This is a genomic window from Hoyosella subflava DQS3-9A1, from assembly GCF_000214175.1.
Lineage (GTDB): Bacteria > Actinomycetota > Actinomycetes > Mycobacteriales > Mycobacteriaceae > Hoyosella > Hoyosella subflava.
This window is the reverse complement of record NC_015564.1, coordinates 4,293,310-4,316,284: the sequence shown is the minus strand read 5'-3', so window position 1 is coordinate 4,316,284 and position 22,975 is coordinate 4,293,310. Positions and strand designations below refer to the sequence as shown.

The following is a 22,975-nucleotide window of genomic DNA, read 5'->3' as shown; positions in this document are numbered from 1 at the left end:
CAGTTTGTACAGGGGTGCCGAAAAGGGATCGGCTGCGGTCCTATGCTGATTCGCAGGCGCACCCGTGGACGGGATCGTCGGCTAGCAACTCGGCGCTTGTGCCGAACTTTTCGGTGTCGGCGAGCACGGTGTACACCTCCCACCTTTCACCGCCGGGACCAGTGACCCAGACCTTGTCCTGCGTGGCGTAGCAACACGTCGTGCCGATCTGTTCTTCGGTGAAGAAGCCCTCCTCGCTGAGGCGGTCAATCTCGTTGTGGACCTTCGCGCTGGATTCCACCTCGACGCCGAGGTGGTTGAGGGTGCCGCCGCTGCCGGGATTCTCGATCAGCACGAGCTTCAAGGGTGGCTCGGCGACCGCGAAGTTCGCGTAACCCGGCTTGCGCTTCGCCGGGGCGGTGCCAAAGAGCTTCGAGTAGAACGCCACTGCAACGTCGATGTCGTCGACGTTGAGTGCGAGCTGGATACGGGACATGACTGAACCTCCACCTGTGAGACATATGTCGAACTAGTCGGACAATGTCGATCCTCCCACCTTTTCGATATATGTCAAGAAGTCTGGCACTATGGGATTATGCCCAAGGCCTTGCCCGTTGTTGATATGTCTGAACCGGTGTGCTGCGACCCTGTCGCTGCTCGCGCCATCAGCGACGAAGACGCACTGCACGTGGCACTCCGGCTGAAGTCACTCGCGGACCCTGCGCGTGTGAAACTCCTGTCGCTGCTACTCACCAGCCCCGACGGCGCGGAATGCACCTGCGATCTCGCCACTGCAGTCGGTCTGACTGAGTCGACCGTGAGTCACCACCTGGGTCAGCTCCGCCGTGCTGGACTCACCGAATCGGAGCGGCGAGGCATGAACGTCTACCACCGGGTACGGAGAGACTCACTGGCTGCGCTGTGCTTCGTACTGGACCCGAACTGCTGTGGGTGACGCCGTGCCTCCCAGTGCAAATCCATCTGCACATGTCAACAGAATGGCCCCTTGGGGAGCCGTTTTCGTTTACCTGCGCAGATGGATTTGCCTATGAGCACTATCGCAAGGGCCAGCCCCGTAGATGTTTCGGCCGGGGCGTCGCATAGGTCCGCACCTTGCTCGTCGACAGTCCCAGCGAGACCAGCGATTCTGCCAGCTTCACCGCTGCGGCCACGCCGTCGACCACCGGTACGGCGGTGGCTTCTCGTACAGCCTCATCGAGCCCGGCCATCCCGCCGCAGCCAAGGATGATGGCTTCCGCTCCATCGAGTTCAACGGCGTGCTCCGCCTGTGTGACGATCGAATCGATCGCAAGATCAGGGGATTTATCCAGGTCGAGTACCGATAGCCCGCTTGCGCGGACGGACGCGCATTGAGTGTGCAATCCGGCGAGCAACAGCCGCCCCTCGATCAGGGGCACGGTCCGATCAAGAGTCGTGACGACCGAGTAAGTGCGGCCCACCAGGCAAGCGACGTGCGCCGCGGCCTCGGTAATGTCAAGCACGGGGACGTCGAGCAGTTCCTGCAGGCCCTCGCGGCCGTGTTCCCCAAACCCCGCCAGAATGACGGCGTGAAAGTCATCCCCGCACTCTTCGCGGTACGCGACAACGCGGTCCATCACTGCGACAGCCGCCAGGTAACTCTCGAAATTGCCCTCCACTGATTCTGCTCCGAAGAACGGAGTCAGCGGGACAATCTCGGTGCCCTTAGCCGCTGCCGAGGCCGCCCGGGCGCCGATCATCGAGGTCATCGCCTCAGTGGTGTTGACATTGACAACGAGGATCTTCAACGCCGTTCCGCACGTTCCCCGGACCGGGTACCTGCAGCGTCGTTAGCGGCGGGCAAGAACCGTCGAGACGACGGCCAGAACTTCATCAGCAAGTAATAACACAGCCCTGCTGGCAGTAAGCCCGCGTAGAACGAAATGTCAGAAAAGGTGAAGGCAGCAGCGATGCCGACGCCTACCGAAATCAAAGCTGTGTAGTTGACACCTCGATACGCTCCGGACGCGTCGTAGAGCTTGATCAGGTTCAGGGTGCGTTGCCGCACGAAGTAGTAGTCAACGACCATCACCGCGAAGATGGGGCCCAAGAACGCTGAGTACGTCTGCACGAAAATCTGCAGCCCATCAGCCGACTCCTCCCGGACGAGCAGCCAGGGGAACGTCGCGAAGGCCAGCAGCCCGACCAAGACAGTCGCGACCCGGTACGGGACCTTGAAGATATCCATGAGGACGTAGGTCGGCGGTACGACGTTATTGAGAACGTTAGTGGTGACCTGCGCGAATGCGATGAAAACGAGGGTGATCACTAGTAAGGGGGTGTTGTCGACAGCGTTGGAGAAGACCTGGATCGGATCGACCACGCCCGTCGCACCTGACACCATCAGCCCGATCAAGCCCATGAATACGGTCACCGGGAGGATCGCGGCCGTGTAGATCGTGAGGAGTAGACCGGGGCGTGAGCCAGGTGTGTGCTCACGCGAGTAGTCACTGACGTTGATCATCATGGTCGCGTAGATACCTAGGAAAAGCATGGTTGCACCCCAGAACGGCGTGCCCCACGTTCCGTCGACCGAAAGCAGGTTGGATTCGATCTCCGCGCCGTAGCGATTGAGAACGCTCACGAACATGTACACCAGCGCCGCAAGGATGAAGATCGCACCGACGTTTTCGAGCCACTTGATTCCCTTGAATCCGAAGATCGAAAGCGCGATCTGCAAGAACTGGAATGCGATGAAGTACAGGACGAGGTTGTCGAATCCGAAGAGAACCGCGGAAACCTGGTTCAGCGCGGCGGCTCCCACCCAGCTCTGAAAGCCGTACCACACTAGCGCCGGGACCGCGCGCACCATTCCGGGAATGCGCGTTCCGGCGAAGCCGAAAGAGCTGCGTGCCTGCACCATGAACGGAATGCCGTACTTATACCCGGCAGCGCCGTTGAGGACTAAACCAAGACCGATGACCAGGCATCCGATCGAAATCGCCACGAGCAGCTGAATGAGATTGAGAGTGCCGACGAGGCTGGAGCCCATGGTGAATGTCCCTATCGAGACACAACCGCCCATCCACATCAGGAGGTAGGACGTGCGCCCCACGATCCGCACCTTCTGCGGGCCCAGGGACTCTTGACCAGCCGTTTTTGTGTGCAGTACTTCGGGCGGAGACTCGGCAGGGTTTCCCGTACCAGGATCGTGTGAAGTCAGCATTGTGCACCTGCCTGCGGGGGACGATGATCAGCCTGACTTAGAACAGTAGGAAGACTCTGTTGCAGCGATATGCTGTCGCGTCACAAGCTGATGAAGGCATGAATATATTCGCGGGAACATTTCTCGTACCGCGTACGTTAATTGTGGGTCACGACAGAAAGTGGGGCTCACATGACGACCGCTGAACTGACCAAGGAAGCCGCTGAAGCAGAGGTCAACCGTCAGATCGACAATCTCCGCCGCGCCCTCACCGCCGCAGGGCGTTCCGATGAGGCGCTCGCCGATACCGAAGGTCTGCGGGATGCACTCGTTAGAGAAACAGCCGGTTCCGCGCTGCCCGAACCCGCTCGTGTCCCGTTCGCGCTGGTGCTGCACCGCAGCGCACTCCCAGTGTCCGAGGTTATTCCCTTGCTGCGCTTCGGGAGTCGGCCAGGATTCATCTCAGCCGACACGGCCGATATTGACACGTTCACACCGATCACTGGCCTCGACATTCCTGAATCACCTTTGTATGCGGTGATCGACATCGATCGAGGGGCCGCCACCCGGAACTGGACGCCAGACGAAGCGATGGCGAAATTCGCCGATGAAGATCGCAGCCCGCTCACCGCCGAGGAAGGAGCCGCGTTCCTGCTCCATTACCCAAAGTCGCTCGAAAAGAACAACTGCATCCAAACCCCCGGCTCACGCTGCGGCGATCGTCGTGTACCGGGAATCTGGATCAGCAACAGAGCGCCGAAACTGGGCTTCTGCTGGGCGGGGAACCGGCACACATGGCTGGGGATCGCGTCCTGCGCCAGCCGGATCTGACGGCGCCTAGTTCGCTGGGTGTATCCGGCGCCAATGATCTGCGATATCGATGCGCCGGGTCACCCACACCTCCTCATGGCCTTGCACGTAGTCGAGGAAGCGTTCCAGTGCGGCCGTACGAGACGGGCGCCCAACTATCCGGCAATGCAAACCCACGGACATCATTTTCGGTGCGCCCTCGCTGCCCTCCCGGTACAGCACGTCGAACGCGTCGCGCAGGTGCGCGAAGAACTCCTCGCCATTCGCGAAACCCGCAGGTGAGGCAAAACGCATGTCGTTCGTTTCCAGCGTGTACGGGACAACCAGGTGTTTAATTGAGCCGTCACCTAGGGGAACATCGACCCAATAGGGAAGGTCGTCCGCGTAGGAATCGGCATCATAGGTGAAGCCACCGTGCTCCACGACAAGCCGACGGGTGTTTGGCGAATCGCGCCCCGTGTACCAGCCAAGTGGTGCCGCACCCGTGAGGTCGCGAATGATCCCGACTGCCTCGGCCATGTGGGCTCGTTCAATTTCGGGGTCGAGCTGCTGGTAGCTGATCCAGCGCAGTCCATGGCTGGCGATCTCGTGTCCGAGTTCACCAAAGGCCGCTGCTACCTCCGGGTTCCGTTCAAGAGCGCGGGCAACCGCGAACACGGTCAAGGGAAGTCCGCGCCGCTCGAAGATGCGCAGCACCCGCCACACACCAGCTCGGGAACCGTATTCGTACAGCGACTCCATGCTCATGTGCCGGTCCGGGTACGACTGCGCGAAAACGATGTCCGACAGGAATGTTTCCGAACCGGCATCGCCATCGAGCACGGAGTTCTCGCCGCCCTCCTCATAGTTGAGGACAAACTGGACAGCCACTTTCGCGCCACCGGGCCACTGCGGGTCGGGAGGATTCTTGCCGTAGCCGATCAGGTCACGGGGGTACGTCACGTCCATCTCACCTCGGCTCCGTCAGTGCGGCAAGACCTGCGGGAGTGAGCGTCCCCCATGCGCGCAGCCTGCTCAGCCCGCCGTCGGGGTAGATATCCAGCCGAAGATCCGTCACACCAGCCGCTTCTACACGGAACCGGTGCCGGGTATCAGGCTGAAGAGCAGTGCGCGGCAACAACTCCACCCACTCATCTCCGACACGGCCGCGCACCGACGCGGCCCCCGGCGCATTGTGGAGGAAACAGGTGGTGTCCAGCTCTACGACGCGAAGAGCGGCTTCCGCAGCCAGATGTACCTCAACCCAGTCGTTGCTCGACTCCCATTCACCGGGCGAGAACCGCCTGCGGGAGGTTTCCCAGCCATCACCCATCACCCGCGCGTAGCCCGGCATCAACAGGTTGTGCGGTGAGCTATAGAACCAGTTGGAGCAGCCAGTGACATGTCCGCCATTTTCGAGTGCGGCGACATCGACGGGGCCCGCGGCAAGAAACTCGGGATCGGGCACCCCGTAGCCATGGACGCGTAGTCGGGCGACGCCACCATCTGGAATTAAAGTCAGCTTGACGTGCGTAAAACGCCGCTCATCTGAGACGGGGAACATGTTCGCGGAATCACCAGTCACGGCGGTGCGCAAAACGAGTGGCTCCCACTTAGCCTCGTCGCGCAGCGCTTCGGGGGACGGATAACCGGCGACCGCTGCCGCCTCCAGCGAGATTTCGGGAGGATAGTTACCAGTAAAGAATGCGGTGTCCACGACGACCCCGTGAATTACTCCAGGCACTCCAAGGCGCACGATCGCTTCGTCACATCCAGGTTCACGACGGCGCCGCGTCTCCCACCCGTCATACACCTGCCCCTTATGGCCGAACGTTGCAGGGCTGAAGCCAGGCGGCAGCGGGCGAATGAGATTCTCTTTCTCAGCGAACGACTCGTCGTTCGCCCACACCACCGAGCCTCCTAAGCTGCGAACCGCAAGATCTGGCAGCTGGGTGAACTTCGGTGCATCAGTCACGGGGCCTCCGGATATCAATTTCAGGGAGTATCGGGCAGCGTTCGCTGCACTAACTCCTCCAGTATCCCCGTACTGCTGTGAGAACTCAGCGCGACAACGTCTGCCTCCTCGAACGCACCGCAGTCAAGTCCCCGGAGCACCACTGTGGCGAGCGCCTGCGCGGTCGCGGGTTCGTCGACAACTCCGCCTGACTGGCGCCGCAAGTAACTCTCCAGCCGCGGGGCCGCCACAGCCAGCGATTCACGGTAAAAACTGAACGTGGCAAGCCATCGAGTGACGAGGTGGCCGGGGTGCATATCCCAGCCCTGATAAAAGCCGTTCGCGAGGGACCGCGTCACCAGCCGATGGTGATTACGGAGAGCCGACTCCTGCTGTTTCTCCTCGCCTGCAGGGACGATCTGAGTCGATCCGTCGCACACCCAAACCCCCGTTTGGGCAGCAGCAGCGAGCATGACTGCTTTCGCGTGATCAGCGACCGGGTGATCGAGCGACTGATGCTGCGGGGCGATTCCGCAGGCGGCGCTGTAGTCGTATGTGCCGAAATGCAGTCCGGTGCAGCGGCCTTCCGAAGCATGAAGCGCAGGGGCAAGGGGAACAGTGCCGTCAGCGGCGATCACGGCTTGTGGCGACTCAATCTGCAGCTCAAACTTCAGCGCTCCGTCGCTGAGACCGTGAACCCGTTCAAACTCGCGGCAGAGTGCGACCACAGCAGGAACCTGGTCAGCGTGACGAAGCTTGGGCACGGTGAAGACGAACCCGGCCGGTACGCCGCCTGCCCCAGCGAGAACTGCTTCGAGAGTCTGGACGAGCCGGTGGCGTTCGTGGGGAGCGAGGCCTTTCGGTCGGACACCGCAGCTCTGCGGCCCATCGGACTGCTGGGAGAGCCGCTGCAGCGCTTCTCCGGCACGCAACGCATGTCGATTTTCTATCGCGTCATCACGCCAGCCGTAGCCGTCTTCAAAGTCGAACCGTAAGTCGTGAATGGGTCTTTCGCTCAACCGGTCAATGACACGGGGGAGTACCCCATGCTCATCAAGCGTCTGGAGCAGATCGTGGTGTGTGTCGATCAGCCCAAGAGCCTGTGCCGCCCACGCTTGTGTGATGGCTTCGGATGCGTCCGCGCCGCTGACATACACGGTGTGCGGCGGCTGGCCCAAGCGAAATGGAGTGGGGTAATGCTGCTCGAGAAATTGGTCAACAGGGGCGAGTAAAGCGTCGAGATTGATCATTTCTTTTGACTACTCGCCTTCAGCGTCGCTTCGAGCGAAGCGAGAAGGTCGGAGACGTCCTTGTCGAGATCTTCACCGGTAGGTTCGGGTGGTGTGTACGACTCGCCCTGTGCGAGTTTGTTCTCGATCAGTTCACGCAGCTTTTCCTGGTATTCATCGGCGTGCTGGTCGGGTTCGAAATCCTTGGTCATCGAGTCGACGACTTGATTGGCCATGTCGAGTTCGGCCTTGCTGATCTTCGCCTCTTTTTCAAGTGAGGAGAATTCGGGATCGCGGATCTCATCGGGCCACAGCAGCGTCTGCACCATCAGCGTATTGCCTTTGACGCGCAGTGCGGCAAGTCGTGTCTTGCTGCGCAGTGCGAAATGCGCGATCGCGATGCGGTCCGTTCCGGCAAGAGTCTTCTGCAGCAGTTGATATGCCTTGGTGGACTTGCCGTCGGGCTCGAGATAATACGCACGATCGAACATGACCGGGTCGAGCTGGTCAGCAGGTACGAACTCGACGACCTCGATTTCGCGGGTGATGTCTTTGGGGATGCTCGCCAGGTCCTCGTCAGTGATGATGACCATTTCGTCATCATCGGAGGTGTACGCCTTCGCTATGTCCCGGAATTCGACTTGTTTCCCGCATTCTTCGCAAATCCGGCGATATCTGATGCGCCCACGGTCCTCTGCGTGAACCTGGTGGAAACTGATGTCGTGGTCTTCTGTCGCCGCGTACACCTTCACGGGCACGTTGACGAGCCCGAAAGTGAGTGCACCTTTCCATATTGAGCGCATGATCTTAGTATTGCCGACAACCTGTTCCGGGGGTAGCCAACGGAAGGGCCTGTATGTCGAAACTGGTCATCGACGGGTATACCGTTGCGCTCACGCATCTCGACAAAGTGCTCTACCCCGAAACGGGAACCACCAAGGGTGAGATTATCGCTTACTACGAGGCAATCGCCTCGGTGATGCTGCCGCACATTCGTGACCGGCCTGCGACCCGAAAACGCTGGCCGGACGGGGTGACGGCGACGCCATTTTTTGAGAAGAACATTCCGTTCTCCGCCCCAGACTGGATTCCGCGTCTTCCCCTCGAGCACAAGTCGCGCACGGTGACGTATCCGTTGCTCAATTCCACTGCCGCGCTCGTGTGGATCGGTCAGCAGGCGGCACTGGAAGTGCATGTGCCCCAGTGGATCGCTCGGTCGGGAAAGCCGGGGCCAGCTAACCGGATCGTGTTTGACCTCGACCCCGGGCCAGGCACGACGCTGGCGGACTGCGCGGTCGTCGCGAAACGTATTCGGGAGATCTTCCGCGAGATCGGCCTGCCTGTCTATCCGGTCACGTCAGGCAGTAAGGGACTGCACCTCTATGTACCGCTCGTAGATCCCGTGAGCTCCGCGCAGGCGTCCCGTGTTGCGCAATCCGTTGCGGCGAGCCTCGAACGTGCGCTCCCCGAACTGGTTACCGCCACCATGTCCAAAGCGGCGCGTCCCGGCAAGATCTTCGTCGACTGGAGCCAGAACTCGGCAGCAAAAACGACCATCGCGCCGTATTCACTACGGGGCCAGTCACACCCGTACGTCGCGGCCCCCCGTTCCTGGGAAGAACTCGACGACCCGCACATCGCACACCTGACGTTTTCGGACGTGCTGCGCCGCGTCGATGAATTCGGGGACCTGCTGTCACCTGAGCGGCCGCGGCCAAGTGAGTCAGGCCCGGATCGGCTTGCTCTGTACCGGGCGAAACGCGACCGCGCGCTAACCCCGGAACCGGTCCCGGAACCGAGTGAAAATCTCAAGGAAAATGAAAGTGAGCCACTCTTCGTCATCCAGGAACATCATGCCCGCCGACTGCACTACGACTTCAGGCTCGAGCGCGACGGTGTACTCGTCTCGTGGGCGGTGCCGAAGAACATCCCCGACACCCCGGACGTCAACCACCTTGCCGTGCAGACCGAAGAACATCCGATGGCGTACGGGAGCTTCGCGGGGGAGATCCCGCGTGGCCAGTACGGCGCGGGCGAGGTGAAGATCTGGGATCGCGGCACATACACGCTGGAAAAGTGGCGCGACGATGAGGTGATCGTCGAACTTCATGGGAAACGCGCCCAAGGCAGATATGCGTTGATCAAAACGGGCGGCAAGAACTGGCTGATGCACAAGATGAAGGCGCCGGACGCGAATCGCCGCGTGCGGGGCATACCGCGCGGCTTGTCACCGATGCTTGCCAAGTCGGCGTCCATAAAGCGACTTGACGCCGGGGAGTGGGCGTTCGAGGGCAAGTGGGACGGTTACCGTGCGATCGCCGAGATCAGCGAGGGCACGGTGCGGCTGCTGAGCCGCAGCGGAATTGATGTGACGCGCGACTACCCACAACTGCGGCAGCTCAGCGAGGACCTGGGTGGTCATGAGGTGGTCCTCGATGGCGAACTAGTCGGTTTCGGCGAAGAGGGGGTGACGAGCTTCGCGCGGCTCAGGGAAGCACCACGTGAGGCGACCTACCTGGTTTTCGACGTGCTTTATCTCGACGGCACCTCGCTGACACGGAAACCCTGGTCCGACCGGCGGAAGGTGCTCGAAGCCGTTGCTGGTCTCTTGCGGTGTGCGAGTGTTCCGCCGCTGCTCACGGGTTCGGCCGAGGATGCGATCGCTGAGTCGGTTCAGCGAGGCTGGGAAGGCGTGATCGCGAAGCGCCGCGACTCGATTTATCTGCCCGGTCAACGAGGCACCGCCTGGCTCAAGCACAAGAACTGGCGGACCCAAAACGTCGTTGTGGGTGGCTGGAAACCAGGCGAAGGAGGCCACGGTGGCGGCATCGGCGCCTTACTGGTGGGAGTGATGCGGGATGGGAAGCTTCGCTACGCGGGACGCGTAGGAACGGGGTGGTCGGAGAAACAGCGCGCCGAACTGCTTGAGCGGTTGACGCTCCTTGTGCAGGAAAAAAGCCCGTTCGCCGACTGGGCAAGCGAACCTGAGTCGTCTGAAACCCAGTTGCGTGATGTCGTGTGGGTCAGGCCCGAGATGGAGGGGACCGTGCGGTTCCAGGAGTGGACCAGCGCGCGACGGCTGCGCCATCCCGTCTGGATGCGTAGCTAACTCTGGGCTGACGCTCCGAAGCCAACAGTTGCCCCGGTCTGTTCATGCCGGTGGTGCCTGATCGCCCGCGCTGTTCGAGACGCGCTGCGGGCGGAAGGCGGAACGACATTGCCACCGTCGGCAGGGACAGGCAGATTGCCTCGTTGCGGGTGTCCCTCTGCGTTGTGGCGAGCGCGATACGCGCGCGAACCGAGGATCGCGAGGACGGTCACGACAATGATGAGGTAGATCAGGGGGTACGCCAAACGGACGGTCGTGACGAGGGCAGGATTCGAGGGCAGGAGCATGAAGGTGCCGATGGCGTAGAACACGCCCGCCGGTTGCGTGATATCGATGAACCGCTGAATCCAGCAGGCCGCTGCGAGGAACAACGCAACAGGAAGCGCCCACATGACGCGGTAGCGCGACGTCGCCGCGTAGTGACACAGAATCGCGAGGAGTGGAATGAACCACACCCAATGATGGCCCCAAGAGAACGGTGAAATCATGCACGCGGTCAGGCCGGTAAGTGTCACGGCAAGTAGTTCTTGACCCGACCGATGAGCGAGCCACATTGCGGTGAGTCCCAGTGCAAGTACCACCATCGTGACTGCTGCGACGCCGAGACGTGACGGCTCGGGTGTGCCGAGAATCTGTGCGAGGGCTCCCGTTATCGATTGATTCGCGGGAGAGTCGATCCTGCCCACCCGTTCAGCCTCGAACAACTTGCCCTGCCAGAATGTCAGGGCATCCCGGGGAATCACTGCAAACCCGATTGCCACTGTGGCAAGGAACGCGACAACCGCCGTTGTAAACGCACGCCACTGCTTCGCAAGAACGAGGTAGACGAAGAAGAAGGCTGGTGTCAGCTTGATCCCCGCAGCAATGCCGACGGTCCACCCGCGCAGGACGCTGCCTTTAGGGCGTGTGAGATCCCAGACGATAAGCAACATCAGGAAGATGTTGATCTGGCCGTACCAGATCGTGGTGCGGACAGGTTCGAGCCACGTCGCAATCACCGTCAGATACGCGCTAACGACCAGCAACTGCCAGCCTGCCCGGTAGCCGAGCGCGCGCCACGAGAGGACAATAGTGAGCCATAACGCCGCGATTGTCGCACCAGCCCACAGGCCAATCAGCCATGCCTTGTTTAATCCAGCCAGGACGGTGAAGAGCACCGCGGCGAATGGCGGATACGTGAAGGGTAGATTGCCGATGACGTTGCCCTCGTAAAGAGCCTGCCCCTCACGAACCAGGGAGCCGCCGACGGCATACACCTGAACGTCGACCATGTTCTGGAACAGGCCCCAGTGCGGGGCACCGATCGGGATGACGCGAATATGGAAAGCAACGACGAGTAGGGCCGCAAGAATAAGCCCGGCATGCGCCCACCATGGCAAGCGAAAGCGCCTTAGACCACCGCTGCTGTGGGCAGAATCTGCCATTCCGACCGCCATCGAACCCCCTGGACTGAGCATCCCGCGCTCGATAGCAGATTAGCGCCTGGATCTGACAATTCCGAACCTGGCGACGTGAGTTTTGGATTTCGCCTTCACAATGTGGGGTATGGCAACGACACGAAAAGCCGCGAAAGCGACACGGCACCTCACCGATGATCAGCTCGTGGAGCTCTCCGAAGCGCTGAAGGAAGGCAAACGTGCCACGGTCTACCTGCGCGAGCCATTGCCGGGGCTTGGTCTCGAAGCGGGTGCGTCAGCCCGCGTCGTCTCGATAGACGGCAACACGCTGATCGTGCGCCCTCGAGGCGTGGACGATGAGATCCCGTTCGAAGCAGAAGAGTTACGACGGACGAAAGCAGCCCCACCTGAACCCCCGAAACCGGCGAAGTCGCAGGCACCACGCAAGCGTGCGCCGAAATCTCAGTCGCAAGCAGTCCCCGGGAAGCCGGCCCCTGTCAAGGAAGATCCAGTGGAGGCACCCGCGGCATCGCGAGCACTGGCTGCCCCCCGGCGTAAGTCTGCGCCGAAGTCCGCCGCGTGCGCGATTACCCTGCGCGCAGACGAAACCGGCGGGTGGTCGGTCGAGGTGGAACGCTCCAGCGGGCAGCAGCTCAAACCTGCGTCAGTGACGCCGGACGCGGTCCTGCGTGCTGTCGAGGCACTGGGGCACCCTGCCGCCCTGAGGACCGCGCAAACCGCACTCGACGCTGCGCGCGACGCGGCAGCACGGCGTGTTGAGGAGCTTAAACAGAAGCTGCTGGAAGCAGAGTCGGCGCTGCACTCCCTCAACGACAAGGAGTAACTCACTGACGTAACCGCGCATCTGGTGCGAGGATTGGCAACGTGCAACTTCCGGTGATGCCTCCTTTAGCGCCGATGCTGGCCAAGGCCGCCGCAACCGTCCCTGAACAGGCGCCCGACGCCTCGGCCGAACCCACCTGGCTGTATGAGCCCAAATGGGACGGTTTCCGTGCGATCGTGTTCCGGGACGGAGACGACGTAGTGATCGGCTCTCGTGGCGGGAAGGACCTCTCCCGGTACTTTCCCGAGGTGGTGACTGCTGTTCGTGACGAGCTGCCAGGCCGGTGCGTCGTCGATGGCGAAATCGTCGTGCCGCAGAGCACCGAAGAGGGCACGCGGCTGGACTGGGAAGCCCTTTCGGCGCGCATTCACCCCGCAGAACGGCGGGTGCGCCAGCTTTCCGTTGACACCCCGGCCTTGTTCGTGGGCTTCGACCTTCTCGCGCATCACGATCGCTCTCTGCTTGACGCCCCTTTCGGCGAACGACGGGGCATGCTGACCGAACTGGCCGCAGCGGAGATCGGTCCGGCTAGATGCCACGTGACCAGGGCAACTAATGACGCCGCGGTCGCGCAACACTGGTTTGAGACGTTTGAAGGCGCCGGCCTCGACGGTGTGATCGCGAAGCGGCTGGCCTCGCGGTACCTGCCTAACAAGCGGGAGCTGGTCAAGGTCAAGCATTCCCGCACGGCAGAGGCGGTCGTGATCGGGTACCGGCCGCACAAAAGCCAGCCGGGCGTCGGGTCGGTCCTCCTTGGCCTGTATGACGGGGACGAACTCAAGATGGTCGGCGGGATGTCTGCGTTCACCAATGCCAAGCGAATCAAAATTCAGGAGGACCTTGACGGGATCCGTTCGGGGGACCGCGCGGAAGGCGAGGTCTCACGCTGGCGTACGTCCGCCGACGCGGGATTCGTCCCGGTGCGACCTGAGCGTGTGGCTGAAGTTGCGTACGACCAGATGGAGGGCGACAGATTCCGGCATGCGGTGCGGCTCTTGCGATGGCGGCCAGACCGGGATCCCCGATCGTGCACCTATGACCAGTTGGAGGTGCCGGTTCGCTACGACTTGGCTGACGTCCTCGAAGGGAGCGCGCGGTGACGGCTGAAATGCTCGATATTGACGGTATCGAAGTCCGGTTGTCGAATCCGGACAAGATCTACTATCCGGCGCTCGGCTCGAAGGGTGGGACGAAACGCCACCTCGTCGACTACTACCGCACGGTAGCGGAGCGCGGCGCGATCCTTGCTGTCCTGCGTGACAGGCCCACGAACCTCCAGCGTTTTCCGGACGGTGTCGAGGGGGAAGAGATCTATCAGAAGCGGGTCCCGGCGCGACGGCCGCACCATGTTGAATCGTGCACGGTGACTTTTCCGTCCGGACGGACGGCGGAGGCCTTACGCGTCAGGAGTGCCGCTGATGTCGTATGGGCGGCCAATCTCGGTACCGTCACGTTTCATCCTTGGCCGGTCGTGTGTAGAGATACCGACCGCCCTGATGAACTTCGGGTCGATCTTGATCCTCAGCCTGGTACCGGCTTCGCGGAAGCCCGAATCGTCGCGCGCGACGCGTTGCTGCCAGTGCTCAATGAGCTTGGGTACGAGGGCTTCGTCAAAACCTCGGGCGGACGGGGGCTCCACGTGACCATTCCGATCGAACCCAAATGGGACTTCATCGAAGTGCGCCGGGCAGGTATCGCGCTGGCGCGCGAGGTTGTGCGCCGGAGCGAGGACCTCGCCACAGCGGCATGGTGGAAGGAAGAGCGTGGGAATCGGATATTCCTCGATTACAACCAGAACGCTCGGGACCGGACAGTCGCGTCAGCGTACTCGGCGCGTAAGACCCCGATCGCGACTGTTTCAGCTCCACTGACATGGGATGAAATTAACGACGCCGACGCGGATGACTTCACGATCGCCACCGTTCCCGCCCTGCTCAGTGAGCGTGGTGATCCGCATGCGGACCTCCACAAGACGTCGTACTCGATACAGACATTGCTTGACTGGTTTGCCCGGGACGAGGAGCAGGGCGAGGGGGAACTGCCGTATCCGCCGAACTATCCGAAAATGCCGGGCGAACCGAAACGAGTTCAGCCGAGCAGAGACCGGGACCGGTTGAGGGACTGAACCGGTACTGCGTCGCGGACAAACCGCCCGATCTCCCGGATAGCGCGGGATGACTCCGGCACCAGGCCAGCCGCGGCCTGGAAAACATGCACTTGCCGTTCCCACACCTGCAGGTGGCATGACACACCGAAATGGGACAGACGATCGGCCATCATTTCGGAATCGGAGAAAAGCATCTCCGTCGAACCAACTTGCAGCAGGGTGGGAGGCATACCCGACAAGTCACTCTCGACGGGGCATACCCGGGGCCCGGGTGTGCCATCGATAAGGAGGCGCTGCTCGACGCGATCAGCGTATTCCGTGAACACATTGAGGACGTCGGCGGCGAAAAGAGCGCATTTGTTGGCGTTCTCGTGCGCGAGCTTGGACGCTGGGTTCAGGTTCGTGAGCGGCGAGAGGGCCACGAGGCCTGCGGGGACTGGCAGGCCCTGCGAGCGCAGAGCCAGCGCAACCATGAACGTGAGATAACCGCCCGCGGAGTCGCCGCCGATGACGATCTGATCCGGGCGGTAGCCGCGGCGCAGCAGCCATCGGTAGGCAGAAACACCGTCTTCGATCGCATGATTGATTGTGTGCCGAGGCAGCATCCGGTAGTCGACACTGAGTACTGGTGACTGTGCCGACGCTGAGATCAGGGAAACCATGCGGCGGTGTGTGCGCAGGCCGCATGTTACGAAGGCGCCGCCATGGAGGTAGAGAATGACGCGGTGGGTGGTGACATCTTCCGCGCGGATCCATTCGGCTTTGCACTGCGGCAGCTGCACCGGCCGGTAGCGCGTGCCAGGCACCGGAGGAAGCGCTGAGCCTGCCAGGTCAACGAGGCCGGTAGGCCACGGCAAATGGGGCCATTTCGCCCACACGGAAAGCAGGGGTCGGACTGTGAGTCGCAGCGTTGCCGCGAGTGCTGTCGCCTGTAGGCTTGCGCCGACGTAATTCTCGCGCACCACAGTGGCGTGCTGGGGAAACGCTTGCGCTGTTGCGGTGTTTCCAACGAGACGGAGGGGGCGGTTGTGACGCATGGTGTTAGACATCGCCAGTCGCCTCCGTTCGTCTTTGTACGGGTTCAGGTCGAAGTAATGTACAACGGAAAATCGTGAAACACGCCACTTTGTTACACACTTGTTTCATTAAAGTTTCCACTAGGACGAGTGATCGTCTGTTGCGCCCCGGGGGGATGGCGAACGTATGGCTCTGATGCTGCCGCAAGATTTCATGTTCCTCGCTATTGAGAGCCGTGAACATCCAATGCACGTTGGTGGACTCGAGCTCTTTTCGCCGCCGGAGGGTGCTGGGCCAGAGTTTGTCCGTGATCGCTATCAGCAGCTACTCGACACGCCGGAAGTGGCCGAGAAATTCCGGAGGCGGCCCGGAACTCCGTTCAACACACCCCGCAACCTTTTCTGGGCAACTGATAGCGATATCGATCTCGACTATCACGTCCAGCTTTCCGCGCTTCCGCAGCCGGGCCGGATGCGCGAACTCTTTGCCATGACGTCGCGCTGGCACAGTCAGCTGCTGGATCGGCACCGCCCGCTCTGGGAGACACACGTCGTGGAAGGGCTCGAGGACGGGCGGTTCGCCGTTTACACGAAGGTGCATCACGCGCTTATTGACGGTGTGTCCGCCCTGAAAACGCTGCAGTCAGTACTCCTGGAGGATCCGGATGCCACCGGAGCGCCATCACCCTTTGCGCCGCGGCCACGGAAGTCGATTCTGAGTAAAAAATCGATGTTCAATCCACTGGGTCTGGCGAAATCAGGGGCCGACCTTGTTGGCGATGTGGCTGGCGGAGTGCCGGCCGCAGCGCGGATCGGCTGGCAGGCTGTGCGTGAGAGAGACATGGTGCTGCCGCTGCGGGCGCCCCGGACCATGTTCAATGTTCCGATCGGCGGTGCACGCCGCTTCGCGGCCCAGTCGTGGCCGATCGACCGAATCAAGGCGGTTGGTAAAGCGGCAGATTGCACTCTTAACGACGTCGTTCTGGCGATGTGTGGAAGCGCATTGCGTGACTATCTTCTCAGCCAGAACGCGCTGCCGGAGGACCCGCTCATCGCCATGGTCCCCGTTTCGCTGCATAGTCTTGTGGAAGAAGATTCCGGCGGCAACGCGGTGACGAGTGTCCTGGCGAACCTGGGCACCCATCTGGATGATCCGATCGACCGTCTCGAATGCATCACAAATTCGATGCGGCAGGCAAAGCGAATGCTTACCGGATTGAGTCCATTGCAGGCAATGGCAGTAGGTGCATTCATGGTGGCCCCGCTAGCATTCGCGCCACTTCCCGGCTATGTAACGCACGCGCCTCCGCCGTTCAACGTGGTCATCTCGAATGTTCCCGGCCCAAAGGTGCCGTTGCACTGGGATGGCGCTCGCCTCGACGGCATCTACCCACTGTCGATCGCAATGGACGGCTTGGCCCTGAACATCACTCTGACCAGCAATGCTGGCAACCTGGACTTCGGCGTCGTCGGTTGCCGCAAGTCGGTGCCGCACCTGCAGCGCATCCTCACCTACCTCGAGGATGCACTCGTGTCACTTGAGAAACGAGTGGATAACAGTTCCGCAACGTCTCTTTTGTGAGATTGGTTTCACATGTCTTCCATTGAGCGGCCTGGGATCTTAGTCTTTTCTCAGGCCGGAGTGCCGCTAATTCTCGATTTTGGCTGGCCGTCACCGCGCAGGCGCAGATCGTCGGCCGCAAGCAGCTCACCCAGGGAGATGATGGAATGCTGGCGTCACCGCAGAGAGGGACCGCACTGGCAGAACCAGTCGCGGCGCCTGAACCGGACCTGACGCACGCTGTCTCCCGTCGGGTGATGTACCCGGCCGTAGTTGGGCGGCCGTCCGCCCAGCCTGCGCCAGCGAAGGCGGGGCCGGTTACGGCGAAGCCAGCGCCAACTGTTCCCGCCAAGAAAGCGGCTAAGCCGCGAGTCGAGTGGGTAGACATCGCGAAGGGCATGACGATCGTCATGGTCGTCCTCCTTCACGCGGTCAACATGCTCGTCACGAAGGATCTCGCGCCTGATTTCTGGCGAACAGTCAACGGTGCGCTCCAGCCGATCCGCATGCCGCTGTTCTTCGTGGCCTCTGGATTGTTCGCGCAGGGTATGGTCTCGATGACCTGGCCGAAGATGCTGCGAAGCCGGGTCGCCCATCTCTTCTATCTGTATGCGCTTTGGCTGGTCATCTTCTTCGCCGTGCACAACGTACTGCCAGCTGAGGTGCGTCACGGTGGTTATGCAACGTTCTCGAGCGTCATCAACGGCCTGTACCTGCCGAATAGCGCATTGTGGTTCATCTACGGGCTGGCTGTCTTCGCGGTCACCGCAAAGCTCATCCTTAAACTGCCTATCACAGTTCAACTGGGCATTGCGCTCGGGCTGAATGTGTACTCGCAGTACTTCCCAGTGGTCAGCTGGTCGTGGAACAACCTCGCCGAGTACTTTGTGTACTTCCTGCTTGGCCTGCACGCTCGCACCATCATCATCAAGATAAGTAACCGCAACACGGTGCTCTGGATCGCCGGTGCGGCCGCACTCTACGCTGGCGCTTACTACGTTCTGGGTGGGGCAACGCCGATCGATGTTCCTGGCCTGCAGGTCATGATCTCGACAGCGGGTCTGCTCGCAGGAGTTCTCGTCGCATCGAGGCTTGTCGGCACGTGGTTCGGCGGTGTCCTGAACACAATTGGCAGAAACACGCTGCCGGTCTACTTGATGCTCGACATCATGATCTCCATCCTGGTCTACGCGCTGGTCAAGATGACCGTCGTCTCGAGCCTCACGGCAGTCCAGGTCATTGCCCCGCTGCTCGTCGTGATCGGCACAGTGGTCCTCGCGTTGTACGTCCACAAGGCACTGATTGCAATGCGCCTCATCTGGCTCTTCGAATTGCCGGCCCGACTGCGGGGCACTGCGGTCAAAGCGCCTAGCTAAGCGTCCAGGCTGCCGTATTCGCCGGAATCACCGTGGGGTTAAATAGCCTCACGGTGTTTGTGGGAAAGGGGAGTCCGGTGAAACTGGTGCGCAGAATTGCGGCCCTTGGGCTGGGCGTGGCGTTAGCGGTCGGAATATCTGGGGGAACGGCCGGGGTTGCGCACGCGAACCCGGGCGGAAATGGGTTCGCCGACTGGTGGACCGAACTCGGACTCCCAGGACCTGCCCCAGATGTGGCGCTACCGCCAGGACTTCTGCCACCGCCTGCACCGCAGACTCCAGGCGCGCCGCCCGTTCCCGGACCGGTCGCTCCCGCGCCGTTCACATCGGCGGGGATCAATCCAGCCGCTGGCGAATTGGTGGGTGTTGCGCAGCCGGTCATCATCAACTTTCCTGCGCCGATCAGTGACCGGGCCGCAGCGGAGCGGGCGATCAGCGTGACGTCGGCCCCGCCCGTCAGCGGCCGTTTCATTTGGTTCTCCAACTCTCAAGTCAGGTGGCGTCCGCACGAATTCTGGCCGGCACACGCTCAGGTAACCGTGGTCGCGGGACCGTCGCGCTCGAATTTCAGAACAGGTGACGCCACGATCAGCGTTGCCGACGACGTCACGAAAACCATTACTGTTACGCGGAATGGTCAGATCGTCAGGACCATGCCGGTCTCCTTTGGGAAGGACCGTACCCCCACCCCGAATGGCACCTACATCATCGGTGAGCGGCATCGCCACATGGTGATGGACTCGTCCACGTACGGTGTGCCAGTTGATTCGCCGGACGGGTACCGCATCGATGTCGAGTACGCCACCCGAATGTCGAATAGCGGCATCTTCGTGCACGCCGCGCCGTGGTCACTACAGCACCAGGGGGTTCGCAACGTCAGCGCTGGCTGCCTGAATGTGTCGACAGATGATGCCCGCTGGTTCTACGAGAACACGCGTAAAGGTGACCCGGTGATTGTCCGCAACACCATCGGGGGACGACTGAACGGCTGGGACGGCCTCGGAGACTGGATGCTCTAGTCGGGCCAGTCACGCCTCTTCGGGGCCTGCTTCCGGGGAGGAAGCGGACCCTGAGGACTTGCGGCGGCGCAGCGGGAACCGCGCGACGAAATCACCGACAGCGCCGCCTGGACCGACAAGCTCCTGAAGCGTCGCGATCCGGGTGTTCAGCGCATCGAGTGCGGGGCCGATGCGGTCGAGGGCCGGACCTAGTCTGTCCAGGGTGTCTGTCAAGGCGATAAGGCGCTCAAGAGTGTCGCGCTCAGTCATCTTCGACAGCAGACCTTCCCGCTCAAGCAGACGGTCGAGCGGGCCGTCGTGCTCAATGATCCGCTCGAGCACACCTTCTTCATGCGCGAGTCGCTCAAGCAGGCCGCCGCGCTGCAGCATCCGGTCGAGTGGACCGTTAGGGTCGAGCATCCCGCTCTGGATGATGTGCTGCAGGACGGAAAGCTGTCCGCGAACGTCGACGGCACTGGCGGTTTCGGAAGCGCGATTCCCAAAATCCGACACCGCGCTGGACGCGGTTTCCCGGGCTGCACGTGTCACCGATTCAACCACGCGAATCGGCGCGGTGAGTAGTCCAAACATTGTCACTCCGGGTGCCGGTGTTATGGCCGCAGGCGGCCGGGGCCATGTACGCAGCAAGCGTAGTGCAAGGGGCCTACCAGATCTTTACCCTCTCGGATTCCTCCAGGAACAGCCCATCCGCTTCCGTGACGTCGAATGCGTCGTAAAAGTCGTCGATGTTTCGCAAGACGCCGTTGCACCGGAATTCCGGTGGCGAATGGGGGTCAGTTGCGAGTCGGCGCTCAGCTTCCTCGTTACGTACCTTTGCGCGCCAGACCTGCGCCCAGCCGAAGAACACGCGCTGCAGTCCGCTGAGACCATCCAGGGTCGGGGCATCGGACCCATTGGTTGCGATCTTGTACGCTCTGAGTGCGATTGCCAGCCCGCCGAGGTCACCGATGTTTTCGCCGATCGTGAAGTCGCCGTTGACCTTTTTGCCGGGCAGCGCCTTGGGTTCGAATTCGCTGTACTGCGCGATGAGCTTCGCGGTCCGCTTTCCAAATTCCTCGCGATCCTGGTCGGTCCACCAGTTGACCAAGTTGCCGTCACCGTCGTACTTCGAGCCCTGGTCGTCGAAGCCGTGCCCGATCTCGTGGCCGATCACCGCGCCGATTCCACCGTAATTCGCAGCGTCGTCAGCATCCGGGTCGAAGAAGGGCGGCTGAAGGATCGCTGCGGGAAAGACGATTTCGTTCATCCCAGGGTTGTAGTACGCGTTCACCGTCTGTGGCGTCATGAACCACTCACCACGATCAACGGGCCCGCCTAGCTTTGCGAATTCCCGGTCGTGCTCGGCGGCGCTGCCGCGACGCACGTTCCCATAAAGATCGGCACGCTCGATCACAATGCTGGAGTAGTCTTTCCACTCCTCTGGATAGCCGATCTTCGGAGTGAACTTCTCGAGCTTGCCCAACGCGGCTTTCCGGGTCTCGGGGCTCATCCATTCGAGAGTGGAAATGCTCTGCCGGTAGGCCTCGATGAGGTTGTCGACGAGCTGTTCCATCCGCGACTTCGCGGCCGGCGGGAAATGCCGGTCGACGTACAGCTTGCCCACTGCCTCGCCGAGCAGGTGCTCAACCAGGGAAACCCCGCGCTTCCATCGATCCCGGAGAACCTCCGCGCCGCTCAGCGTGCGCCCATGGAAGTCAAAGTTGGTTTCGACGATCTCGTCAGTCAGGTACGGGGCCCGAGTGTTGATGACCCGCCACATCATCCACGACTTCCAGGTCTCGAGTGGCACAGCAGGCCAGAGTTCCCCGAGAGTTCGAAGGAACTCTGGCTGCCGCACCACGACTTCGGCGAACTGCGTGTCGGTGGCATGCAGCCCGGCGATCCAGGCCTGCCAGGGAAACGAGGGCGCGAGTTCACGCAGCTCGTCCAGGGTGAGCAGGTTATAGCTCAGCTCAGCGTCGCGGCGTTTCACCACGTCCCAGTGACCACTGGCGAGCTGTCGCTCGAGTTCAAACACGTCGGCCGCGTTCCGGTCCGTGTCACACAGTGCGAACATGCGCTCGATATGCGCGACGTACTTGTCCCGCACATCGGCATGCCGCTCGTCCCGGTAATACGATTCGTCCGGCAAGCCAATGCCGGACTGCGACAGATGCACGAGGTAACGATCGCTTTTCTTCGCGTCGGTGTAGATGTAGTAGCTGATGGCCCCGCCGGTGCCTGCGCGCTGCAACTCTCCCATGAGCCGGCCGAGCTCATCGAGGTCAGCGGCTGCCGCGACAGCAGTGAGTTCGTCCTGCAATGGTGTGAGGCCGAGCGCGTTGACGCGGTCGGATTCCATGAAGCTGGCGTAAAGGTCGCCGATCAGCTGCGCATCTGAACCAGCATCGGCATGGGACGCCGCCGCTTCCTCGATGATGGTGCGTACGTTCTCTTCTGCTTCGTCGAAGATCTTGCGGAAGGCGCCATCGAGCGCCCGGTCGGCCGGGATCTCGTGTTCTGCAAGCCATTTCCCGTTGACGTGCTCGAAGAGGTCATCTTGTGGCCGTGTTTCGACATCGCGGTGGGCCAGATCGATACCGGATTTAGCTGTGCTACTCACCCCCTCATCTATACCTGTTGCTGTGGCGAGCCGCACCGCACTATTGCTTTCTGTTCTAGTTGTGAGCCTTCAGCGAGTGTGGAACGATCCAAGCTCGGGGGAGAAGTTGAGCGTGCGCGCATGATGCTGGAGGGGACAAGACGACGGTGAGCAACCTTCTTGAAGCTGCGCTGAGTTTTCCTGCGGTGCTGTTTTCGTTCGCTTTCGTGGTCGTGATCGGTTACTGGCTTCTGGTCCTCGTCGGCGGTCTGGGCCTCGATATCTTTGAAGGGGACACGGAGGCAGCGGAAGCAGAGCCCTCGGGCTGGATGAAAGGGCTGGACCTCGGTGGAGTTCCTCTGACGGTCGCGCTCTCTCTGTTTGTCGCTTTCGCCTGGCTGGTCAGCATCATCGGTTCGGTAGTGCTGGGAGGTGTGAACCTGTCTGGCGCCGCTGCCGCCGCGGCGCTCATCGGTGTGCTTGTTGCGGCCGTGGTGATCGGTGTGATCACCACAAAGGTTTTCATTTCCCCGCTCAAGCGGGTCTTCCGGCACGTTCCGGCACAGTCCCGTTCCGATTTTGTAGGCAAGGTCTGCATCGTCCGGACCAGTTCGGTGGGGCCGGACTTCGGGCAGGCCGAAGTCACGTCGCCCGATGGTTCGTCCGCTCTCGTGCAGGTTCGGCAGACGGCTGAGCATGCTGCGGAAACGCCGCTCAAGGCGGGTACTTCTGCTTTGATTTACGACTACGACGCTGACGGCGAGTTCTTCTGGGTGGCGCCGGTGGATCCCGCTCTCGACAACTTCACACCTGGACAGGCTTGAGGAAGG

The 22,975-nt window shown here is 61.5% G+C and carries 21 protein-coding genes; 10 read left to right on the top strand and 11 right to left on the bottom strand.

All coding sequences use genetic code 11. The features are described 5' to 3' along the window. Positions 1-40: 40 nt before the first annotated feature. Positions 41-475, bottom strand: coding sequence for an ArsI/CadI family heavy metal resistance metalloenzyme (locus AS9A_RS20040; protein ID WP_013808972.1), 435 nt, complete (start codon positions 473-475; stop codon positions 41-43). Between the two features lie 99 nt (positions 476-574). Between AS9A_RS20040 and AS9A_RS20035 the strand changes: the two genes are divergently transcribed. Further along, positions 575-934 (top strand): Rv2640c family ArsR-like transcriptional regulator, encoded by a 360-nt coding sequence (locus tag AS9A_RS20035; protein WP_041451246.1) that lies wholly within the window; start codon positions 575-577, stop codon positions 932-934. A 100-nt stretch (positions 935-1,034) separates the two neighbouring features. On the opposite strand, the gene AS9A_RS20030 is transcribed toward AS9A_RS20035, so the two are convergent. After that, complete coding sequence (locus tag AS9A_RS20030; RefSeq protein ID WP_013808969.1) at positions 1,035-1,766, bottom strand: aspartate/glutamate racemase family protein; 732 nt, start codon at positions 1,764-1,766, stop codon at positions 1,035-1,037. Further along, on the bottom strand, positions 1,763-3,184 hold the full coding sequence (locus AS9A_RS20025) for an NCS1 family transporter (RefSeq protein WP_013808968.1): 1,422 nt from the start codon (positions 3,182-3,184) through the stop codon (positions 1,763-1,765). Before AS9A_RS20025 ends, AS9A_RS20030 begins: the two co-directional genes overlap by 4 nt. A 171-nt stretch (positions 3,185-3,355) precedes the next feature. Between AS9A_RS20025 and AS9A_RS20020 the strand changes: the two genes are divergently transcribed. Further along, positions 3,356-3,994, top strand: coding sequence for a DUF5701 family protein (locus AS9A_RS20020; protein ID WP_013808967.1), 639 nt, complete (start codon positions 3,356-3,358; stop codon positions 3,992-3,994). 6 nt (positions 3,995-4,000) lie between these two features. Here the strand turns inward: AS9A_RS20020 and puuE are convergent, their stop codons facing one another. From puuE to ku, 4 genes are read right to left on the bottom strand one after another with little or no spacing between them, the layout of a single operon-like run. Further along, complete coding sequence (gene puuE / locus AS9A_RS20015) at positions 4,001-4,921, bottom strand: allantoinase PuuE (RefSeq protein ID WP_085930625.1); 921 nt, start codon at positions 4,919-4,921, stop codon at positions 4,001-4,003. A gap of 1 nt (position 4,922) precedes the next feature. After that, the gene (gene alc, locus AS9A_RS20010) at positions 4,923-5,942 is read right to left on the bottom strand and encodes an allantoicase (RefSeq protein ID WP_407636580.1); all 1,020 of its coding nucleotides are present in this window, start codon (positions 5,940-5,942) and stop codon (positions 4,923-4,925) included. A 5-nt stretch (positions 5,943-5,947) separates the two neighbouring features. Further along, a complete protein-coding gene (locus AS9A_RS20005; RefSeq protein ID WP_013808964.1) occupies positions 5,948-7,156 on the bottom strand; it encodes a DUF6986 family protein in 1,209 nt (402 codons plus the stop codon). Continuing rightward, positions 7,153-7,938 (bottom strand): non-homologous end joining protein Ku, encoded by a 786-nt coding sequence (gene ku, locus AS9A_RS20000; RefSeq protein WP_013808963.1) that lies wholly within the window; start codon positions 7,936-7,938, stop codon positions 7,153-7,155. The genes AS9A_RS20005 and ku overlap by 4 nt, the downstream gene beginning before the upstream one ends. 53 nt (positions 7,939-7,991) lie before the next feature. Between ku and AS9A_RS19995 the strand changes: the two genes are divergently transcribed. Next, positions 7,992-10,244 carry an ATP-dependent DNA ligase gene (locus tag AS9A_RS19995; protein WP_013808962.1) on the top strand — a complete coding sequence of 751 codons (2,253 nt, stop codon included), beginning with the start codon at positions 7,992-7,994 and terminating at the stop codon, positions 10,242-10,244. Here the strand turns inward: AS9A_RS19995 and AS9A_RS19990 are convergent. Further along, entirely contained in the window at positions 10,241-11,668 is a 1,428-nt protein-coding gene (locus AS9A_RS19990) for a glycosyltransferase 87 family protein (RefSeq protein WP_158307387.1), read from the bottom strand. The genes AS9A_RS19995 and AS9A_RS19990 overlap by 4 nt on opposite strands. Positions 11,669-11,789: 121 nt before the next feature. On the opposite strand from AS9A_RS19990, the gene AS9A_RS19985 reads away from it, so the two are divergent. Genes AS9A_RS19985 through AS9A_RS19975 form a run of 3 tightly spaced genes read left to right on the top strand, consistent with a single transcriptional unit; the run spans position 11,790 to position 14,610 of the window. Further along, positions 11,790-12,485: an NfeD family protein gene (locus tag AS9A_RS19985; protein WP_041451245.1), complete on the top strand. Its 696-nt coding sequence runs from the start codon at positions 11,790-11,792 to the stop codon at positions 12,483-12,485. Between the two features lie 41 nt (positions 12,486-12,526). Next, positions 12,527-13,585 (top strand): ATP-dependent DNA ligase, encoded by a 1,059-nt coding sequence (locus AS9A_RS19980; RefSeq protein ID WP_013808959.1) that lies wholly within the window; start codon positions 12,527-12,529, stop codon positions 13,583-13,585. 8 nt (positions 13,586-13,593) lie between these two features. Further along, a complete protein-coding gene (locus AS9A_RS19975; RefSeq protein WP_041452280.1) occupies positions 13,594-14,610 on the top strand; it encodes a DNA polymerase domain-containing protein in 1,017 nt (338 codons plus the stop codon). On the opposite strand, the gene AS9A_RS19970 is transcribed toward AS9A_RS19975, so the two are convergent. Beyond that, positions 14,574-15,641: an alpha/beta hydrolase gene (locus AS9A_RS19970; RefSeq protein ID WP_013808958.1), complete on the bottom strand. Its 1,068-nt coding sequence runs from the start codon at positions 15,639-15,641 to the stop codon at positions 14,574-14,576. The genes AS9A_RS19975 and AS9A_RS19970 overlap by 37 nt on opposite strands. Positions 15,642-15,795: 154 nt before the next feature. On the opposite strand from AS9A_RS19970, the gene AS9A_RS19965 reads away from it, so the two are divergent. The 3 genes from AS9A_RS19965 (at position 15,796) to AS9A_RS19955 (ending at position 19,564) form a co-directional block, all read left to right on the top strand. Further along, complete coding sequence (locus AS9A_RS19965; protein WP_013808957.1) at positions 15,796-17,190, top strand: WS/DGAT/MGAT family O-acyltransferase; 1,395 nt, start codon at positions 15,796-15,798, stop codon at positions 17,188-17,190. A gap of 146 nt (positions 17,191-17,336) precedes the next feature. Then, positions 17,337-18,545, top strand: a complete 1,209-nt coding sequence (locus AS9A_RS19960; RefSeq protein ID WP_013808956.1) for an acyltransferase family protein — start codon at positions 17,337-17,339, stop codon at positions 18,543-18,545. A 77-nt stretch (positions 18,546-18,622) separates the two neighbouring features. Next, on the top strand, positions 18,623-19,564 hold the full coding sequence (locus AS9A_RS19955) for a L,D-transpeptidase (RefSeq protein WP_013808955.1): 942 nt from the start codon (positions 18,623-18,625) through the stop codon (positions 19,562-19,564). A gap of 9 nt (positions 19,565-19,573) precedes the next feature. On the opposite strand, the gene AS9A_RS22915 is transcribed toward AS9A_RS19955, so the two are convergent. Next, on the bottom strand, positions 19,574-20,134 hold the full coding sequence (locus AS9A_RS22915) for a hypothetical protein (protein WP_013808954.1): 561 nt from the start codon (positions 20,132-20,134) through the stop codon (positions 19,574-19,576). A gap of 73 nt (positions 20,135-20,207) precedes the next feature. Further along, a complete protein-coding gene (locus tag AS9A_RS19945; RefSeq protein WP_013808953.1) occupies positions 20,208-22,166 on the bottom strand; it encodes a M13 family metallopeptidase in 1,959 nt (652 codons plus the stop codon). A 146-nt stretch (positions 22,167-22,312) separates the two neighbouring features. Between AS9A_RS19945 and AS9A_RS19940 the strand changes: the two genes are divergently transcribed. After that, positions 22,313-22,969, top strand: a complete 657-nt coding sequence (locus tag AS9A_RS19940; protein ID WP_013808952.1) for a hypothetical protein — start codon at positions 22,313-22,315, stop codon at positions 22,967-22,969. The last annotated feature ends 6 nt before the right edge of the window (positions 22,970-22,975 follow it).

What these genes read in the sequence shown, in the direction of transcription:
- AS9A_RS19965 (WP_013808957.1), top strand. Translation starts at nt 15,796, where the DNA reads ATGGCTCTGATGCTGCCGCAAGATTTCATGTTCCTCGCTATTGAGAGC.
- ku (WP_013808963.1), bottom strand. Translation starts at nt 7,938, where the DNA reads ATGCGCTCAATATGGAAAGGTGCACTCACTTTCGGGCTCGTCAACGTG.
- AS9A_RS19975 (WP_041452280.1), top strand. Translation starts at nt 13,594, where the DNA reads ATGCTCGATATTGACGGTATCGAAGTCCGGTTGTCGAATCCGGACAAG.
- puuE (WP_085930625.1), bottom strand. Translation starts at nt 4,921, where the DNA reads ATGGACGTGACGTACCCCCGTGACCTGATCGGCTACGGCAAGAATCCT.
- AS9A_RS19970 (WP_013808958.1), bottom strand. Translation starts at nt 15,641, where the DNA reads ATGTCTAACACCATGCGTCACAACCGCCCCCTCCGTCTCGTTGGAAAC.
- AS9A_RS20025 (WP_013808968.1), bottom strand. Translation starts at nt 3,184, where the DNA reads ATGCTGACTTCACACGATCCTGGTACGGGAAACCCTGCCGAGTCTCCG.
- AS9A_RS19990 (WP_158307387.1), bottom strand. Translation starts at nt 11,668, where the DNA reads ATGGCAGATTCTGCCCACAGCAGCGGTGGTCTAAGGCGCTTTCGCTTG.
- AS9A_RS19985 (WP_041451245.1), top strand. Translation starts at nt 11,790, where the DNA reads ATGGCAACGACACGAAAAGCCGCGAAAGCGACACGGCACCTCACCGAT.
- AS9A_RS20040 (WP_013808972.1), bottom strand. Translation starts at nt 475, where the DNA reads ATGTCCCGTATCCAGCTCGCACTCAACGTCGACGACATCGACGTTGCA.
- AS9A_RS20035 (WP_041451246.1), top strand. Translation starts at nt 575, where the DNA reads ATGCCCAAGGCCTTGCCCGTTGTTGATATGTCTGAACCGGTGTGCTGC.
- AS9A_RS19960 (WP_013808956.1), top strand. Translation starts at nt 17,337, where the DNA reads ATGCTGGCGTCACCGCAGAGAGGGACCGCACTGGCAGAACCAGTCGCG.
- AS9A_RS22915 (WP_013808954.1), bottom strand. Translation starts at nt 20,134, where the DNA reads ATGTTTGGACTACTCACCGCGCCGATTCGCGTGGTTGAATCGGTGACA.
- AS9A_RS20020 (WP_013808967.1), top strand. Translation starts at nt 3,356, where the DNA reads ATGACGACCGCTGAACTGACCAAGGAAGCCGCTGAAGCAGAGGTCAAC.
- AS9A_RS19995 (WP_013808962.1), top strand. Translation starts at nt 7,992, where the DNA reads ATGTCGAAACTGGTCATCGACGGGTATACCGTTGCGCTCACGCATCTC.
- AS9A_RS20005 (WP_013808964.1), bottom strand. Translation starts at nt 7,156, where the DNA reads ATGATCAATCTCGACGCTTTACTCGCCCCTGTTGACCAATTTCTCGAG.